Source organism: Blastomonas sp. (genome assembly GCF_030373265.1).
Classification (GTDB): Bacteria; Pseudomonadota; Alphaproteobacteria; order Sphingomonadales; family Sphingomonadaceae; genus Blastomonas.
This window is the reverse complement of record NZ_JAUCZC010000001.1, coordinates 222,621-237,960: the sequence shown is the minus strand read 5'-3', so window position 1 is coordinate 237,960 and position 15,340 is coordinate 222,621. Positions and strand designations below refer to the sequence as shown.

General features: G+C 65.2%; 16 protein-coding genes and 1 other RNA gene. 8 read left to right on the top strand and 9 right to left on the bottom strand.

Annotated features, from left to right (window positions below):
- Positions 1 to 22: 22 nt before the first annotated feature.
- From QUV11_RS01130 to QUV11_RS01110, 5 genes are all read right to left on the bottom strand, one after another.
- Positions 23 to 1,798 carry a DNA polymerase III subunit gamma/tau gene (locus QUV11_RS01130; RefSeq protein WP_300880060.1) on the bottom strand — a complete coding sequence of 592 codons (1,776 nt, stop codon included), beginning with the start codon at positions 1,796 to 1,798 and terminating at the stop codon, positions 23 to 25.
- Between the two features lie 150 nt (positions 1,799 to 1,948).
- An RNA gene (gene ffs / locus QUV11_RS01125) (signal recognition particle sRNA small type) lies at positions 1,949 to 2,044 on the bottom strand.
- Between the two features lie 63 nt (positions 2,045 to 2,107).
- Positions 2,108 to 2,443 (bottom strand): 2Fe-2S iron-sulfur cluster-binding protein, encoded by a 336-nt coding sequence (locus QUV11_RS01120; protein WP_300880044.1) that lies wholly within the window; start codon positions 2,441 to 2,443, stop codon positions 2,108 to 2,110.
- A 3-nt stretch (positions 2,444 to 2,446) separates the two neighbouring features.
- Positions 2,447 to 3,580 (bottom strand): cysteine desulfurase family protein, encoded by a 1,134-nt coding sequence (locus QUV11_RS01115; protein ID WP_300880059.1) that lies wholly within the window; start codon positions 3,578 to 3,580, stop codon positions 2,447 to 2,449.
- Positions 3,581 to 3,585: 5 nt separating this feature from the next.
- Positions 3,586 to 4,671, bottom strand: coding sequence for a cysteine desulfurase family protein (locus tag QUV11_RS01110; protein WP_300880058.1), 1,086 nt, complete (start codon positions 4,669 to 4,671; stop codon positions 3,586 to 3,588).
- A 191-nt stretch (positions 4,672 to 4,862) separates the two neighbouring features.
- Here QUV11_RS01110 and QUV11_RS01105 point away from each other — a divergent pair, with 191 nt between their 5' ends.
- The gene (locus tag QUV11_RS01105; RefSeq protein ID WP_300880043.1) at positions 4,863 to 5,519 is read left to right on the top strand and encodes an alpha/beta hydrolase; all 657 of its coding nucleotides are present in this window, start codon (positions 4,863 to 4,865) and stop codon (positions 5,517 to 5,519) included.
- Positions 5,520 to 5,588: 69 nt separating this feature from the next.
- Here the strand turns inward: QUV11_RS01105 and QUV11_RS01100 are convergent, their stop codons facing one another.
- The 4 genes from QUV11_RS01100 to maiA all read right to left on the bottom strand — a co-directional run bounded on the left by QUV11_RS01100 (position 5,589) and on the right by maiA (position 9,917).
- Positions 5,589 to 6,596: a fumarylacetoacetate hydrolase family protein gene (locus tag QUV11_RS01100; protein ID WP_300880042.1), complete on the bottom strand. Its 1,008-nt coding sequence runs from the start codon at positions 6,594 to 6,596 to the stop codon at positions 5,589 to 5,591.
- Positions 6,597 to 6,716: 120 nt separating this feature from the next.
- Positions 6,717 to 7,169: a MarR family winged helix-turn-helix transcriptional regulator gene (locus QUV11_RS01095; protein WP_300880041.1), complete on the bottom strand. Its 453-nt coding sequence runs from the start codon at positions 7,167 to 7,169 to the stop codon at positions 6,717 to 6,719.
- Between the two features lie 13 nt (positions 7,170 to 7,182).
- Positions 7,183 to 9,204, bottom strand: coding sequence for a TonB-dependent receptor (locus tag QUV11_RS01090; RefSeq protein ID WP_300880040.1), 2,022 nt, complete (start codon positions 9,202 to 9,204; stop codon positions 7,183 to 7,185).
- 80 nt (positions 9,205 to 9,284) lie between these two features.
- A complete protein-coding gene (gene maiA, locus QUV11_RS01085) occupies positions 9,285 to 9,917 on the bottom strand; it encodes a maleylacetoacetate isomerase (protein ID WP_300880039.1) in 633 nt (210 codons plus the stop codon).
- Positions 9,918 to 10,041: 124 nt separating this feature from the next.
- Here maiA and QUV11_RS01080 point away from each other — a divergent pair, with 124 nt between their 5' ends.
- The 7 genes from QUV11_RS01080 to hslU all read left to right on the top strand — a co-directional run bounded on the left by QUV11_RS01080 (position 10,042) and on the right by hslU (position 15,290).
- Positions 10,042 to 10,629 carry a TIGR04282 family arsenosugar biosynthesis glycosyltransferase gene (locus tag QUV11_RS01080; protein ID WP_300880038.1) on the top strand — a complete coding sequence of 196 codons (588 nt, stop codon included), beginning with the start codon at positions 10,042 to 10,044 and terminating at the stop codon, positions 10,627 to 10,629.
- Entirely contained in the window at positions 10,626 to 11,348 is a 723-nt protein-coding gene (locus QUV11_RS01075) for a glycosyltransferase (protein ID WP_300880037.1), read from the top strand. Before QUV11_RS01080 ends, QUV11_RS01075 begins: the two co-directional genes overlap by 4 nt.
- Positions 11,349 to 11,477: 129 nt before the next feature.
- Positions 11,478 to 11,693, top strand: coding sequence for a hypothetical protein (locus tag QUV11_RS01070; RefSeq protein WP_300880036.1), 216 nt, complete (start codon positions 11,478 to 11,480; stop codon positions 11,691 to 11,693).
- 189 nt (positions 11,694 to 11,882) lie between these two features.
- On the top strand, positions 11,883 to 12,185 hold the full coding sequence (locus QUV11_RS01065; RefSeq protein WP_300880035.1) for a putative quinol monooxygenase: 303 nt from the start codon (positions 11,883 to 11,885) through the stop codon (positions 12,183 to 12,185).
- A gap of 60 nt (positions 12,186 to 12,245) precedes the next feature.
- Positions 12,246 to 12,788: an ATP-dependent protease subunit HslV gene (hslV, locus tag QUV11_RS01060; protein WP_300880034.1), complete on the top strand. Its 543-nt coding sequence runs from the start codon at positions 12,246 to 12,248 to the stop codon at positions 12,786 to 12,788.
- An 18-nt stretch (positions 12,789 to 12,806) separates the two neighbouring features.
- Positions 12,807 to 13,928, top strand: a complete 1,122-nt coding sequence (locus QUV11_RS01055; RefSeq protein WP_300880033.1) for an FAD-dependent oxidoreductase — start codon at positions 12,807 to 12,809, stop codon at positions 13,926 to 13,928.
- Positions 13,929 to 13,988: 60 nt separating this feature from the next.
- Positions 13,989 to 15,290, top strand: coding sequence for an ATP-dependent protease ATPase subunit HslU (gene hslU, locus QUV11_RS01050; RefSeq protein WP_300880032.1), 1,302 nt, complete (start codon positions 13,989 to 13,991; stop codon positions 15,288 to 15,290).
- Positions 15,291 to 15,340 lie beyond the last annotated feature (50 nt).

Here is a 15,340-nt window from a genome sequence, read left to right as displayed (position 1 = left end):
GCCATCATTTCTTCCATGCTTTTCATGCCTTGGCACTCCGTGTTGGCAGGTTATCATCCTCATGTGGGGAGGTTTCCGCCGCAGTCCAGTCAATTTCCGCATCGGGAAAGGCCGATTTCGTCGCCTTGACCAATGGATGATTGAGAATCTCGTCGCGGGCGGCGTCCTGGGCCATCTGGTCCAGTTCAGCCAGGCTGGGCATAGCCTGGCCCTCGGCCCGCTCGACCTGCCAACGCCGACCGGTAATGTCAGCCAGCGCCTCGCGCAGCAGGGGAACGTAATCATCGCGCCCGGTGGCCGACTGATAGGTCAGCCGGTCTTGGCCGATCTCGACCGGACGCATGTCAGCGCCAACCCGCCCCGCCAGCAGCAGGCGCCCGCCAGCATCGAGCAAGTCGACGATATCGCGGATCGTCCGGATTTCTCCGGCGGCCCTGCTCGGCTCAGGCACGGTTTCGCTATAGTCTGCCATGTCCCATGGCGGGGACGGCTCGGGTTCGGGTGCAGGCGCCGGTTCGGACTGCGAGCCTGATTGCTCGGTTGCCGCCGGCGCCGGCTGCGCGGCATGCGCAGGCGCTTCGGTCATGCGACGCGCGAGCGTCCCGGGATCCGGCAGCGTCGCGGCATAGAGCACGCGCAGCAACGCCATTTCGCAGGCCTCGCGCGGCACCGGTGCCTGCTCGATCTCGTCATGCCCCTTGAGCAGCAGCTGCCACAGCCGGTGCAGGCTGGCATTGCCAAGCTTCTGCGCCCAGTCGGCCAAAGCCGCGCGATCTTCTTCGCCGTGCACCGTGCGAACACGGCCTGCCGACTTTTGCAGCGTGATCGCATGGACCATCGCCAGCAACCCCCGCACCACCGCCTGTGGATCAACACCCAGGCCATGCTGTGCATCAAGGCCGGCGAGCATCGCGTCGGCATCGCCCGCGATCAGATGCGCGAACAGCCGCCGCATCGACCCGCGATCGGACAGCCCCAGCATCGCGCGCACCTGCTCGGCGCGGACAGCAGCAGCGCCTGCATCATCGCTGTGGCCGCCAAGGTCGGCATGCGCGATCGCCTGGTCGAGGATCGACAGGCCATCGCGCACAGAGCCCTCGGCGGCATCGGCGATCATCGCCAGCGCATCGGGCTCGGCAACGACAGCTTCCTTGACGCAGATCTCGGCGAAATGGCTGGCGAGCAGCTCGGACGGAATGCGCTTGAGGTCGAAGCGCTGGCAGCGCGACAGCACCGTGATCGGCACCTTGTTGACCTCGGTGGTCGCGAACAGGAACTTCACGTGCGGTGGCGGCTCCTCAAGCGTCTTGAGCAAGCCGTTCCACGCCTGTTTCGACAGCATGTGCGCTTCGTCGATGATGTACATCTTGTAGCGCGCCGACACGGCTGCATAGCGCACCGCCTCGGTGATTTCGCGGACGTCGTCGATCCCGGTGTGGCTGGCGGCGTCCATCTCGATGATGTCGATGTGGCGGCCTTCGGCAATGGCGACGCACGGCTCGCACACCCCGCACGGCGCGATCGTCGGGCCGCCCTGCCCGTCCGGGCCGATGCAGTTCAATGCCTTGGCGATCAACCGTGCGGTCGAGGTCTTGCCCACCCCGCGCACTCCGGTCATCAGAAACGCGTGCGCCAGCCGCTCGCGGCGGATCGCGTTGCCCAAGGTCTGGACCATAGCGTCCTGCCCGATCAGCTCGGCAAAGGTCTGCGGACGGTATTTGCGTGCCAGTACGCGATAGGCCTGGCCGGTCGCGATCGGTGCAGAAGCTGGCGGCAGGTCGAGCCCCAGACCGGGCATCAGGCCTTCGTCTGCGGGGTCGCTGTCGGTGTCTGGCTTCGGGGAATCATCCATGCGTCGTGATTAGCCGCTGGCGCGCAGGGATGGAAACGAAACCACGCAGATGTTCAAAAACCGCCGCGACGAATCGTGATGCTTGCGCTGTAGGGATTGGTAGGAGCCGGACGACCCGCGGCGAAAATCGTTGTGGCTGCTTCCTTCCGGACCTGACCAGATTGGCGACAGCTACGTCCGCCCGACTCCCATCGCGCATATGGCGAGTGTTTCAGCGGAAAGCAAGCCGGGCTTGTGGCGATCGCATCGGCGCCATCACACGCCCTGCATGTCATAGCTTTCGGCCGGGACGCGGCACGTCAGGCTCTGCCACTCGTCGCGCAGGAAGATCTGGCACGACAGCCGCGATGTCCGGGTCACCGCCACGGCGAGATCGAGCATGTCCTCTTCCATCTCCACCGGCTCGGGCAGCTTGGCGAAGTCCGCCGCATCGATGATCAGATGGCAGGTGGAGCAGGCCATCTGGCCCTCGCAGGTGCCTTCGAGCGGAAGCCCATGCGCCTGCGCGACATCGAGCAGCCGGTCGCCGTCCTGGGCCTGGACCGTCTGGCGGCTCTTGCCGTCGGCACTGATGAATGTGACGTCGATCATGGACTACCCTGTCTGGCTGCCTGACTGGCTTGAGGTCGCAGTGCTGATGAGATGCGCGGCGCGTTCGATTTCGTCAACTGTGGTGTAGCGGCCAAAGCCCAGTCGGATCGCCGAACGCACCTTTGGCGTCGGCAGGCCCAGCGCGGTCAGCACATGGCTGGGTCGCCCCGACCCGCTGGCGCACGCCGACCCTGCCGAAAAGGCGACACCCCGCACGTCCGACAGCAGCCGCGATACGTCCAGGCCATCGCGCTGAAGGTTGAGGTTGCCGGCATAGCGCCGATCGAGCGACCCGTTGACCGTCCAGCCCTCGAACAGGGGCAGCGCCACATCGCGCAGCATCGCGACATGATCGGCATCCTGCTGAGCGCGCGATTCCGCAAGCCGCGCCGCCACGCCAAAACCAGCGCACAAAGCCGGCGACAACGTGCCCGATCGCCGTCCCTGCTCCTGGCCGCCGCCATGGATCAGCGGCTCGAGCGCCACGCCATCGCGCACCCACAACGCGCCAATGCCCTTGGGACCGTGAATCTTGTGCGCGCTGATCGCGATCATGTCGGCAGCGTCGGGCAGCGGCACCCGGCCATAGCCCTGAACCGCATCGCACAGGAACAACGCGCCTGCTGCATGGGCCAACGCCGCGAGCGCGGCGACCGGCTGGATCACGCCGATTTCGTTGTTGACCAGCATCGCCGCCACCAGCGCCGTGTCATGATCGATCGCGAGGGCGGCTTGCTCAAGGTCAACGAGACCGTGGCTGTCCACCGGCAGGACATGCAGGTCATACCCTTGGCTCTCTAGCCACTTGCAGGTATCCAGCACGGCGGCATGTTCGGTGGCGATGGTGACGATCTTGCGCCGCGGGGCCTGCGCCGGCAGCACGCCGCGGATGGCCAGGTTCAGCGCCTCGGTCGCGCCGCTGGTGAACACCAGCCGTCCGCCCGATGGCATCAGCGCGGCGATCTGGTCGCGCGCCACCTCCACCGCTGCCGCGGCCTTGCGCCCGGCGCTGTGGGCGCTGTGCGGATTGGCCCAGCCGGTGTTGCTCTCCAGATCGCCGAGCCAGGGCTGCATCGCCGCCAGTGCTTCGGGCGCGAGCGGCGTGGTCGCCTGATAGTCGAGGTAGATCGGCGTCATCGCCATCAGGAGCGCACCCGCTCCGCCATCGCGCGCCACAGTTCGATGAAGCGGTAGACGTGCGCGCGGGTGGTCGAGGGGCCGAAGCTCACTCTTACCACTTCGCCTGCGGCCTTTTCGTCCCAGCCCATTGCGGTCAGCACCGCGCTGGTCTTCAGCGTCCCTGAAGAGCACGCGCTGCCCGCCGAAACCGAGACGCCTGCCAGATCGAACTGGATCAGCTGTGCATTGGCCTGCACGCCAGGCATACGGTAGCTGCCGATCGTGGGCAGGCGCGGCGCGCCGTGCGCGACGATTTCGCCCCCAGCGCCTCGAATGGCGCTTTCGAGTTGGTGGCGCAGATCGGCCGCGCGCTCGATCCAGTTGCGCGAGGCTTCCAGAGCAGCCGCGAAACCGAGCGCGGCGGGCACATTCTCGGTGCCGCTGCGATAGCCCTTTTCCTGCCCGCCGGACGGGTTGAGCACGCCCGGATCGCGCAGCAGCAGCGCGCCGATGCCGGGCGGACCGCCCAATTTGTGCGCCGACACCACGATCATGTCGGCATCGGGCAGCGGCAACTTGCCCGCGCTCTGCGAACAATCGCACAGCACCAGCGCCCGGGTTTCGCGCGCCAACGCCAGAACCGCGTCGATATCCTGGATCACACCGGTTTCGCTGTTGACCGATTGAACGATCACCAACGGGCGCAGACCGCTGGTATCGAGGGCGCGCTGCAGGCTCGCCAATACCAGCCGCCCGTCGAGGTCAACCGCAAGCCGCAGCACCGATTTGGTATCAGACGCACGCTCGGCGATGCGCTGGACCGCGTCATGCTCGGTCGGCGAAAGGATCCAGCCATCGGTCCTGCTCGCCTGCATCGCGAGCGCGATCGCCTCGCTGGCACCGCTGGTCAGGATGATTTCGCCGGTCCAGCCCAGCGATGCGGCAATCCGCGCACGCGCATCTTCCAGCGCGGCGCGTGCGGCACGGCCCTCGGCATGGGGAGAGGAAGGATTGGCCCAGATCTCCATCGCCGCTGCCATCGCCGCGCGTGCCTCGGGGAGCACCGGCGTGGTGGCCGCATGATCGAGGTAGATGCGCGGGTCGGCCATGATCCGGGTCAGGCCGGTCGGTGAAAGCAACGGTTCATCGCGTTCATCTAGCCGCCGCGCGCCGCATTGCCACGCATTTTGTTGCTTTTTGGGGGTCGGATTGCGTATAGGCCCTGTTCCCTGGCGCGCCGCCAGTCCGATCGGCAGCGCTGCTCCAGTCCCTTTTTAGATTTCCGAAAGTCCCACACCCTATGCCCGCCGTCATCTTTCCCGGTCCCGAAGGCCGTCTCGAGGGGCGTTTCAGCCCCGCCCCCCGCCCCCGCGCACCGGTTGCGATGATCCTGCATCCGCACCCGCAGGGCGGCGGAACGATGAACGACCGGATCACGCAGGCGCTGTACAAGACGTTCGTGCGCCGCGGCTTTGCGACGTTGCGCTTCAACTTCCGCGGTGTCGGCCGCAGTCAGGGCACGTTCGACAACGGGATCGGCGAACTGTCCGATGCCGCTGCCGCGCTCGACTGGGTGCAGAGCTTCCATCCCGAAGCGCAGACCACCTGGGTCGCGGGCTTCAGCTTCGGCGCGCTGATCGGCATGCAGCTGCTGATGCGGCGGCCGGAAATCCGCGGCTTCATCTCGGTCGCGCCGCCGGCCAACATGTACGATTTCAGCTTCCTCGCCCCCTGCCCCGCATCGGGCATCATTGTGCAGGGCGCCGCCGATACCGTGGTCACGCCCGGCGCGGTGCAGAAGCTGGTCGACAAGTTGCGCACGCAGAAGCACATCACGATCCATCATGACGAGATCAGCCGCGCGAACCATTTCTTCGAGCACGAGCTCGACGATCTGATGCACTCGGTCGACAACTATCTCGACATGCGCCTGGCGCCGGATTCGCCGATCCGCTGATCGCAGGCCGGCCCGGATTCGCCGATCCGCGGATCGCGGACCGGCCTAATCCAAGCTATCGAGGCGCGATCAGCCGACCTTCACGGTCTGCTCGATCGCGCCGAAAATGGTGTGTTCGCGGTCGTCATGGACATCGATGCGCACGACATCACCATCCTTGAGGAACGGCGTGGTCATCTCGCCGGTGGCGATCTTTTCGACCATGCGGACTTCGGCAAGGCAGCTATAGCCGAGGCCGCCTTCCGCCACGGGGCGGCCAGGCCCGCCATCGGCATCGCGATTCGATACCGTGCCTGATCCGATGATCGATCCCGCACGGACCCGGCGGGTCTTGGCGAGATGCGCGATCAGCACACCGAAATCGAAGGTACAATCTTCCGACGCCACCGCGCGGCCAAATGGCTTGCCGTTCAGGTCCACCATCAAGGTGCGGTGCAGCTTGCCGTCCTGCCAGTAATCGCCTAGCGTATCGGGCGTCACGAACACGGGAGAAAACGCGCTGGCCGGCTTTGACTGGACGAAGCCGAAACCTTTGGCGAGCTCGTCGGGAATGAGGTTGCGCAGCGAAACGTCGTTGACCAACCCGACGAGGCGAATGTGCTTGCGCGCCTCTTCCGGCGTCACGCCCTGCGGCACGTCGCCGGTCACCACGACGATCTCGGCTTCAAGGTCACAGCCCCAGGCCTCGTCCTTCAGCGCAATGTCATCGCGCGCGCCCATCAGGTCGTCGGAGCCACCCTGATACATCAGCGGATCGGTCCAGAAGCTTTCGGGCAGGTCCGCGCCGCGTGCCTTTCGCACCAGTTCGACATGGTTCACGTAGGCAGAGCCATCGGCCCATTGATAGGCACGCGGCAGCGGCGCTGCGGCATCGTGTTCGTGGAAACGCTCGCGCGGGATCGCGGCATGCTCGAGATCGCGGGCGAGCACCTCGAGATAGGGTGCCATGCGATCCCAGTCGTCGAGCGCCGCCTGCAGCGTGGGCACCAGATGGCTGGCATCGGCATACCAGGCGAGATCATTCGACACGACGACCAGACGGCCATCGCGGCCGCTCTTGAGGGATGCGAGCTTCATGGAATTGGGATTCCTTTCGTGTTCCTGCCATTAGTTCCGGACTGACGTCTTGCCGCCGCTTTGGATGTTGCGCAGCATAGTATCATTTGAAACCGGAACACAAGTCGGTTCCGGGCACGCTCATTCGTGGGACAACGAGTCTGCCCTGTCGAGCAGCCTGCCCAACAGCGCAGAAAACTGTGTTTGCTCCTCTGGATCGAGCACTTCGATAACCTGCGCTTCCATCTGTAGCGCAAGCGGCATGATCTCGGCGTAAAGCGCCTTGCCCTCGGCGGTCAGCGCGAGGTGGTGCGACCGGCCGTCGCTCATGTTCGGGGCGCGCTGGATCAGCGCCCGATCGCCCAGCGCCTTGGTGGCACGGTTGACGGCGACCTTGTCCATGCGGGTGGCGGCGACCAGCTCGCGCTGCGTTGCCTCGCCGACATCGCCGAGCACCGCCATCACCCGCCATTCTGCGATCTTCAGCCCAAAGCGGCTGCGATACTCGCGCGCGATCAGGTCGCTGATCGCATTCGATGTAATCGAGATGCGATAGGGCATGAAATCGGCAAGGCGGGTCATGGGTTCGGTCATCGGACTGCCAACGCTATTCAATGTCCAGTTTGACGCCAAGCCAAATCGTGCGCGGCATACCCCGCTCGATCATCCCCGGCCCGCTGATCGCGGCCTGCACGGTGGCATCGAACAGGTTCTCGCCGCGCAGTTCGACCAGCAGATTGCGGTGGATCCTGAGCGCCGCGCGGGCATCGAGCGTCAGCGCATCGTCCAGCGCCAGCAACCCCAGATCGTCCTCGAACTGCGAACCGACATAGCGCGCGGTCAGATTGATTCCGCTGTCATTGCCTTGCGGGAACCAGCCGAGCGAACCCGTGGCGAAATGGCGCGGCACCTGCGCGGGGCGCAGCCCGTCGATCGCCGCCTGGCCGGGGCCTGCGTTCACCTCGGCATCGACATAGCTATAGGCCGCTGCCAGATTGAAGTCGCCGATATCTGCGCGCGCTTCGATCTCGACGCCCCTGGCCTCGACCGCATCCAGATTCTGCCGCTGGTTGAAACTGCCCGCTGCCGAAACGAAGCCGACACCAGGAAAGGTTCCGGGGCCACGCGCCAAAGTGACATTGGCGATGGCGTTGTCGAGGCGGTTCCAGAACACCGTCGCGCCCAGTTGCAGCGTGAAGATTTCCCAGTCCAGCCCCAGTTCGACGCCCTGCAACCGTTCGGGCGCGAGCGCCGCATTGGCGGCGGTCGCGTCCGCGCCGACGCGGAATGGCCGGTACAGCTCGTTGAGCGTCGGCAATCGCCAGCCGAGATAGCCGGCGCCGCGCACCGTCAGCAGCGAGGCCGCATCCCAGGCGAAGCCCAGTCGCCCGGTGCCCTCCCATCCGCTGCGGTCGGCAAAATCAGTTGTGGTGAGCGGCGCTCCGGTTGCCAGAACGGTCTCGCGCAAACTGCCTTCGGTGAGCGTCCAGCGATCGATCCGCCCGCCTCCGGTCAACAGCAGATCGGGCGAGGCCTGCCAGCTTGCCTCGGCAAAGGCACCGAAGATATCACTCGCCCCGCCGGCGCGCCGCAACCGCGTGGGATCGCCTGCCACAAAGGTGTAGAGCTCGCGCGTTTCGCCGGTGGTCCTGCGCCATTCGCCGCCCAGCCGCAACTCGGCCCCGTTCCCTAGGGATGGACGGATCTCGAGCCGGGCACCCAGGCCGGTCGACGGGACATTGAACTGGTCGAGCGTCTGGGTCGCGGTCGACCGGTCGGCGCTGATCGCGGCAAAGCTGCTGGCGAAGCTGCGCACCTGCACATAGGCCAGCGCCGACCAGGGCAGCGCGCCGCGTCCGACCAGCCGGATGCTGGCATCGGCGCCGTCATTGTGGTTGTCGCTGAACGCAAAGCCGCGCTCGCGCTGATCGGTGAACGCGCGCGCACTGGCCTGCAATTCGGTCTCGGAATTGATCGGCGCGACGAAACGCAGGTTGACGCCCGCCTGCTCATACGGCGCTGCCCGATCGACCGCGCCCCGCTGCTGCGCGATCAACGGCACAAATCCGTCGCCGCGCGCATATTGCGCCGAGATAGACAAGCCGCCTGCCCCCAACGCCTGCGTCGTGCCGACGCTGGCTTCGAGCGAATTGCGGCTGCCATAAGCGAGGTCGCCATAGAGATTGGACTGGCCCGCCGAAATCCCCGCGCTGTCCAGCTCGATCGTGCCTGCCAGCGCGCCGGGGCCATCGCCGCCGGTGCCGCCGCCACGCCGCACCCGCACCGCGCCCAGATTGATCGCATCATAGCCGGGGAAGCTGATCCAGCCGCCAAAAGGGTCGCTTTGCGGCACACCATCGAGCACCAACAGCGCCCGGCTCGAGGCATTGCCTCCCAGCCCGCGCAAGGTCACGCCCTGGCTGGTCGGATTGGCGCTGCGCGCATCGGACCGCCGGAACTGCTGCAGCCCAGGCACCAGCCGCAGCGCATTTTCCAGCCGCTGGCTGGGCTCGTTGGCGAGCATGTCGGGGGTGATGCTGGTCACGCTATAGGCGCGGTCGCCCAAGGGAACGTCGAGCGGCTTGCCCACCACCGTGATCAGCGGGTCGGACGCAAATTCCTCGGTCACCTCCTGCGCAACAGCCGGCGACGCAGCCAGCGATGCCGCCAGCCCCAAGAATACAGGACGGTTTGTCAGCGCCGAACCCCTCATGCGGGCTTCACCGCATCGGGATGCGCGGCGGCAAAGGCGGGTATCGCCTGCAACGCCGCATCGATCCGCACCAGCCGCCGATAAGGCGCAAGGTCGAGTTCGAACCGGCGCGCATTGGCCATCTGGGGCACAAGGCACACATCGGTGAGATCGGGCGACGCGCCGCCGAACACCCCGTCATCGGGCGCCAGCGCTTCGAGCGCGGCAAAGCCTTCGGCGACCCAATGGCGATACCAGTCGTCAACCGCCGACTGCTCTTGCCCCATCTGGGCCTTGAGATACTTGAGCATCCGCAAGTTGTTGAGCGGATGGATGTCGGCGATGATGATCATTGCCCGGGCGAGTGTCGCCGCGCGTGCAATGGGCTCACTCGGGATCAGCCGCGGGTCAGGCCGCGTGGCGTCGAGATAGTCGATGATCGCGAGCGACTGGGTCAGATCGTGCCCGTCGATCTGCAGCATCGGCACCAGCCCCTGCGGGTTGCGCGCCACATAATCGGGCGCCTTTTGCTCGCTGGTCAGAAGGTCGGTCGGAACCGCGCGATAGGCGATCGCCTTGAGATTGAGCGCGATGCGCACCCGGTAACTGGCGGACGAACGCCAGTAATCGAACAGGATGGTTTCAGACATATCGCGCTCCCTTGCGTGGCATGGCGGCCTGCGGGTCGGACCGGGCCGCGCACCATATGAACCGAACGCCGCGATGCAAGGCTTGTTTCCCATTCCCGGCGCGTTATGGCTTTTGGCCATGCCCATGCCGCCGACCCTCGTGCTCTTCGCAAAGTTTCCGGTGCCAGGCTATGCCAAGACCCGGCTGATCCCGGCATTGGGGCCGCGAGGCGCCGCGCAGGTCCATCGTCACCTCACCGAGCGTACGGTAGCAACGCTGCTGTCATCCGGAGCGCCCGTCGAAATCCGCTTCGCCGGGGCCGACGAGCACGCGTTTCGCGACTGGCTTGGAGCCGAGCCCGCCTTTGCCGCACAGGTCGAGGGCGGCCTGAGCGAGCGACTGATCGACGCCGGTCGCACCTCACCGCACATCTTCTTCGGCGCCGATACGCCCGAGCTGACGGTCGAGCACGTCCGCGCCGCGGTGGTGGCCCTCGCATCGCACGATATCGTCATCGGCCCTGCGGAAGATGGCGGCTATTATCTGATCGGCATGACGAGGGCGCGGCCAGAGTTGCTCACCGACATGCCGTGGAGCACATCTGGCGTCCTGCCCGAGACACTGCGGCGGTGCGCGGCACTCGGACTGACGGTCGCAACGCTCCCGGTGCTGTCCGACTGCGACACGCCCGCCGATCTGGCGCGGTGGCCGAACCTTGCGGCGTTGGCATGAACACCGTCACGCTGATGATCCCCGCGCTCAACGAGGCCAGGGCGCTGCCCGCGACCATAGCGAATGTCGCAGCCATGGCCCCCCAGCCCGACGAAATCCTGCTGGTCGATGGCGGGAGCGAAGACGAAACCGTCGCGCTTGCCCAGGCAGCAGGGTGGCGGGTGCTGGTGTCGCCGCAGCGCGGGCGCGGCCCGCAGATCAATTTCGGCGTGGACCAGGCCAGAAGCGATCTGGTGTGCATCCTGCACGCAGACAGTCTGTTGCCATCCGACGCGATTGCGCATGTCCGATCGGTGATGACCGACCCAGGGCTGGCCTTGGCAACGTTTCTTCCCATCATCCGCGGCGAGAGGACACGCTGGTTCACAACCGCGCACAACTGGTGGAAAACCTATTACCCGCTGGTCACCCACCCGCACCTGTTCGTGCGCGGGGTCCGCCTGCTGTTCGGCGACCATGCGATGTTCTTTCGCCGCGCCGATTATCTGCGCATCGGCGGCATACCAGCGGATGCCACGATCATGGAGGAAGCCGATCTGTGCATCGGCTTTGCACGAATCGGCAAGCTCAAGATGACCCGCAAGCCGGTGATCACATCGGACCGCCGGATCGCGGCCTGGGGCCCGCTCAAGGCGAACTATATCTATCTCAAGGTCGGGCTCGCCTGGACCTTCGGAATGCGCCACCGCCTCAAGGACATGTACCCGGATATCCGCTGATTTGATGGGTCGTCCGCTCGATGGTGAGGTCGGATCCGAATGGACGTCCGCCGATCATTTCGCAGTTGCAATATAATGCATTCCACGTTATGAAGAATACGAATCCTGAACGCCTCTCAAGGAATTACCATGAAAACTTTCAAGACTGCGTTGGCTGCAATTGCCCTGACCGCAATGGTCGGTGCTCCGGTTCTCGCTCAGAGCGCTGCTCGCGTTTCGGCCGATACCTCGGAAGACAGCGAAGCTGAAGGCAGCACCGGCATCATTATCGGTGTCGTCGCTGCTGCTGCCGTCATCGGCGGCATCATCATCATCGCTGATGATGATGAACCCAACAGCCCCTGATTCTTCAGGCGCAAGAGATAACGGAAAAGGCGGCCTTCGAGCCGCCTTTTTTGTGCCTGCGATCCACAGCGCCCTTGACCGCCCAGCGCTGTAGTCGCCTTCTCATGCGCGGCCGCTTGCGCCGCGATCAGCGGGGGCGTACCCCATCCGAAACACCCGGCACCCTGCCACGGACGAAAGAGACATGACATGCTGATCATCGAAGGCTGGCTCCACTTTGCACCTGGCGAAATCGACAAGTTCGCTGAGGCCGCCCGCATCATGGTCGAAGCGACCCACAAGGAAGACGGCTGCCTGCACTACAGCTTTGCGCGCGATATGAACGATCCCGATATCCTGCGCATCGCCGAACGCTGGACCGACGAAGAGGCGCTGGCGGCGCATTCCAAGTCGCCGCACATGGCGGCTTTCGGGGCTGGGCTGGCACAGGTCGAACGGATCGGCGCCGATATCCGGCTGTATAGCGGCGATGAAGTCCGGCGCATCATGTAGGGCTTGCAGCGATTGTCCGGCTCCACCATATCGCGCGACATGAGCAGACAAGACAGCAGCATGCCGACATGGCATGGCACAACCATCATCGGCATTCGCAAGAACGGCAAGGCCGTGATCGCGGGCGACGGTCAGGTGTCGATGGGTCAGACGATCATGAAGCCCAATGCGCGCAAGGTGCGGCGGCTGGGCGACGGATCGGTGATCGGGGGATTTGCCGGGGCCACCGCCGACGCCTTTACCCTGTTCGAGCGGCTCGAGGGCAAGCTCGAGCGGCATTCCGGGCAGCTGATGCGCGCGGCTGTCGAACTGGCCAAGGACTGGCGGACCGACAAGTATCTGCGCAATCTCGAAGCGATGATGATCGTTGCTGACAAGGATGTGACGCTGATCCTCACCGGCAATGGCGATGTGCTCGAGCCGGTGGACGGCGTTGCCGCGATCGGGTCGGGCGGCAACTTCGCGCTCGCCGCTGCCCGCGCGCTGCTGGAATACGAAGGCGAAGCCGAAACCATCGCCCGCAAGGCGATGAAGATCGCCGCCGATGTGTGCGTCTACACCAACGACCAGCTGACGATCGAAACCCTCGACAGCACCGACTGACCCATTATGGTCGCGGCGATGGATTTGCAGCTGGATCGACGTGCGCTGGTCTCCGGCGGAGCTGCGCTGGCGCTGAGCGGCTGCACCACGATGCCATCGGGCTCGCCGCCAAGGCTGGCATCGGTCGGCAGCTCGTCGGCGACAGCAAGCTGCCTGGCGCGAGTCAATGTCGATCCCTCGCGCGTCATCCGCACCGTCGCGGGGCTTCGCCCTTACCGGCCATCAGGTTTCGTCGTCCGCGCCGAGGCCTTCGGCGACGCCCTGCTTGTACACAATTACGGCCATGGCGGCGGCGGCATCTCGCTCAGCTGGGGAAGCTCGCGGCTGGCGACAGCGCTCGGCCTGCCCGGGCATTCGGGCCCCGTCGCGGTGATCGGGTCGGGGATCATGGGGCTGACTACGGCGCGGCTGGTGCAGGAGGCTGGGTATCCCGTCACGATCTACACAGACACGCTGCCGCCGGGCACAACATCGAACATCGCCGGCGGGCAGATTTATCCGGCGGGGCATTTCGACGACGCCATGGTGACGCCGCAATGGCGCGACCAGGCAGCCGCGGCTGCAGACTACAGCCGGCGCCGTTTTCAGATCATGGTCGGTGAGGATTACGGTGTCCGCTGGCTTCCAACCTACGACCAGACCCGCAGGACAGGCGCAATTCCACCCGACCTGATGTTCCCCGGCCGGGCGCGGCTCGCTGCGGACCAACACCCCTTCCCGCTCGACAATGTCGTCCGCTACGAAACGATGTATGTCGAGACCGGGCGGTTCATGGAGCGGCTGCTGCGCGATATCCGCATCGCAGGCGGAAGGATCGAGGTGCGCCGGTTCCAATCGCCATACGATGTCGCCGCGCTCCCCGAGCGGCTGGTTTTCAACTGTACCGGCCTGGGCGCGGCCGCGCTGTTCGGTGACACCGAACTCGTCCCGGTGCGCGGGCAGCTCGCCGTACTGATTCCGCAGCCCGAGGTCGACTACGCCTACGCGCTCAGCGCCGGCTACATGTTTCCGCGCTCCGACGGCATCCTGCTGGGCGGGACGTTCGAGCGAGGCGAATACACCGCCGAACCCCAGCCGCAGGACATTGCCGACATCGTCGAATCGCATCGCCGCCTGATGGCGGGGTGGCGCTGCGCTTGAAGCCGATGCGGGCACTCCCCAATTTGTAATCCAACACGTTCCTTGCATAGAAGACCCTGAATGACAGACATGCTTACCCCCAAGTCCATCGTTGCCGCACTGGATGCGCACATTATCGGCCAGCAGGACGCCAAGCGCGCGGTTGCCGTGGCACTGCGCAATCGCTGGCGGCGCCAGCGGCTGCCGGCCGACCTGCGCGACGAGGTTACGCCCAAGAACATCCTGATGATCGGCCCCACGGGCTGCGGCAAGACCGAGATTTCGCGGCGGCTGGCCAAACTCGCCGATGCGCCGTTCATCAAGATCGAGGCCACCAAGTTCACCGAAGTCGGCTATGTCGGGCGCGATGTCGATCAGATCGCGCGTGACCTGGTAGAGGACGCGGTGCGACTGGAAAAGGAACGCCGGCGCGAGAACGTTCGCGAAGCGGCCTCCGAAGCGGCGATGGAGCGGCTGCTCAACGCGCTTGTCGGCGACAATGCGAGCGAGGCGACCCGGCAGAGCTTCCGCCAGCGGATCACCGACAACCACATGAACGACACCGAGGTCGAGATCGAGGTCGATGCCACTCCCAATATGCCGATGGAAATCCCCGGAATGGGCGGCCAGGTCGGCATGATCAACCTGTCCGACATGATGGGCAAGGCGTTCGGCCAGAAGCGCACAAAGCCGCGCAAGATGCGGCTCGCCGATGCGTGGGACAAACTGATCGAGGAAGAAGCCGAAAAGCGGATGGACCAGGATGATGTCGCCCGGGTTGCGCTGGCCGACGCCGAAGCCAATGGCATCGTGTTCCTCGACGAGATCGACAAGATCGCGGTGTCGGACGTGCGTGGCGGATCGGTGAGCCGCGAAGGCGTTCAGCGCGACCTGCTGCCGCTGATCGAAGGCACCACGGTGGCCACGAAGTACGGCCCGATGAAGACCGACCACGTGCTGTTCATCGCGTCGGGCGCGTTCCACATCGCCAAACCCAGCGATATGCTGCCCGAACTGCAAGGCCGCCTGCCGATCCGAGTAGAGCTCAAGGCGCTGACCGAAGAGGATTTCTACCACATCCTCACCCAGACAAAGGCCAATCTCGCCGAGCAATATACCGCTCTGCTGGGCACCGAGGATCTGACACTGGACTTTACCGAGGATGCGCTGCGCGAGGTCGCTCGGATCGCCGCGTCGGTCAACGAATCGGTCGAGAATATCGGCGCGCGGCGCTTGCAGACCGTGATGGAAAAGCTGCTCGAGGAAATCAGTTTCGGTGCCGAGGATCATCGCGGCGAGACGATCAAGATCGATGCGGCATATGTGCAGGCGCAGCTCAGCGGAATCGCCAAAAACACCGACCTGAGCAAATACGTTCTGTAGCGCAAAAATTGTATACGGTTTGGTAAATTCTTCTTAACCTTGTTGGTGAT

Excerpts from the sequence above, each read along its gene's own strand:
- QUV11_RS01130 (WP_300880060.1), bottom strand. The coding sequence starts at position 1,798 with ATGCCCGGTCTGGGGCTCGACCTGCCGCCAGCTTCTGCACCGATCGCG.
- QUV11_RS01120 (WP_300880044.1), bottom strand. The coding sequence starts at position 2,443 with ATGATCGACGTCACATTCATCAGTGCCGACGGCAAGAGCCGCCAGACG.
- QUV11_RS01115 (WP_300880059.1), bottom strand. The coding sequence starts at position 3,580 with ATGACGCCGATCTACCTCGACTATCAGGCGACCACGCCGCTCGCGCCC.
- QUV11_RS01110 (WP_300880058.1), bottom strand. The coding sequence starts at position 4,671 with ATGGCCGACCCGCGCATCTACCTCGATCATGCGGCCACCACGCCGGTG.
- QUV11_RS01105 (WP_300880043.1), top strand. The coding sequence starts at position 4,863 with ATGCCCGCCGTCATCTTTCCCGGTCCCGAAGGCCGTCTCGAGGGGCGT.
- QUV11_RS01100 (WP_300880042.1), bottom strand. The coding sequence starts at position 6,596 with ATGAAGCTCGCATCCCTCAAGAGCGGCCGCGATGGCCGTCTGGTCGTC.
- QUV11_RS01095 (WP_300880041.1), bottom strand. The coding sequence starts at position 7,169 with ATGACCGAACCCATGACCCGCCTTGCCGATTTCATGCCCTATCGCATC.
- maiA (WP_300880039.1), bottom strand. The coding sequence starts at position 9,917 with ATGTCTGAAACCATCCTGTTCGATTACTGGCGTTCGTCCGCCAGTTAC.
- QUV11_RS01080 (WP_300880038.1), top strand. The coding sequence starts at position 10,042 with ATGCCGCCGACCCTCGTGCTCTTCGCAAAGTTTCCGGTGCCAGGCTAT.
- QUV11_RS01075 (WP_300880037.1), top strand. The coding sequence starts at position 10,626 with ATGAACACCGTCACGCTGATGATCCCCGCGCTCAACGAGGCCAGGGCG.
- QUV11_RS01070 (WP_300880036.1), top strand. The coding sequence starts at position 11,478 with ATGAAAACTTTCAAGACTGCGTTGGCTGCAATTGCCCTGACCGCAATG.
- QUV11_RS01065 (WP_300880035.1), top strand. The coding sequence starts at position 11,883 with ATGCTGATCATCGAAGGCTGGCTCCACTTTGCACCTGGCGAAATCGAC.
- hslV (WP_300880034.1), top strand. The coding sequence starts at position 12,246 with ATGCCGACATGGCATGGCACAACCATCATCGGCATTCGCAAGAACGGC.
- QUV11_RS01055 (WP_300880033.1), top strand. The coding sequence starts at position 12,807 with ATGGATTTGCAGCTGGATCGACGTGCGCTGGTCTCCGGCGGAGCTGCG.
- hslU (WP_300880032.1), top strand. The coding sequence starts at position 13,989 with ATGACAGACATGCTTACCCCCAAGTCCATCGTTGCCGCACTGGATGCG.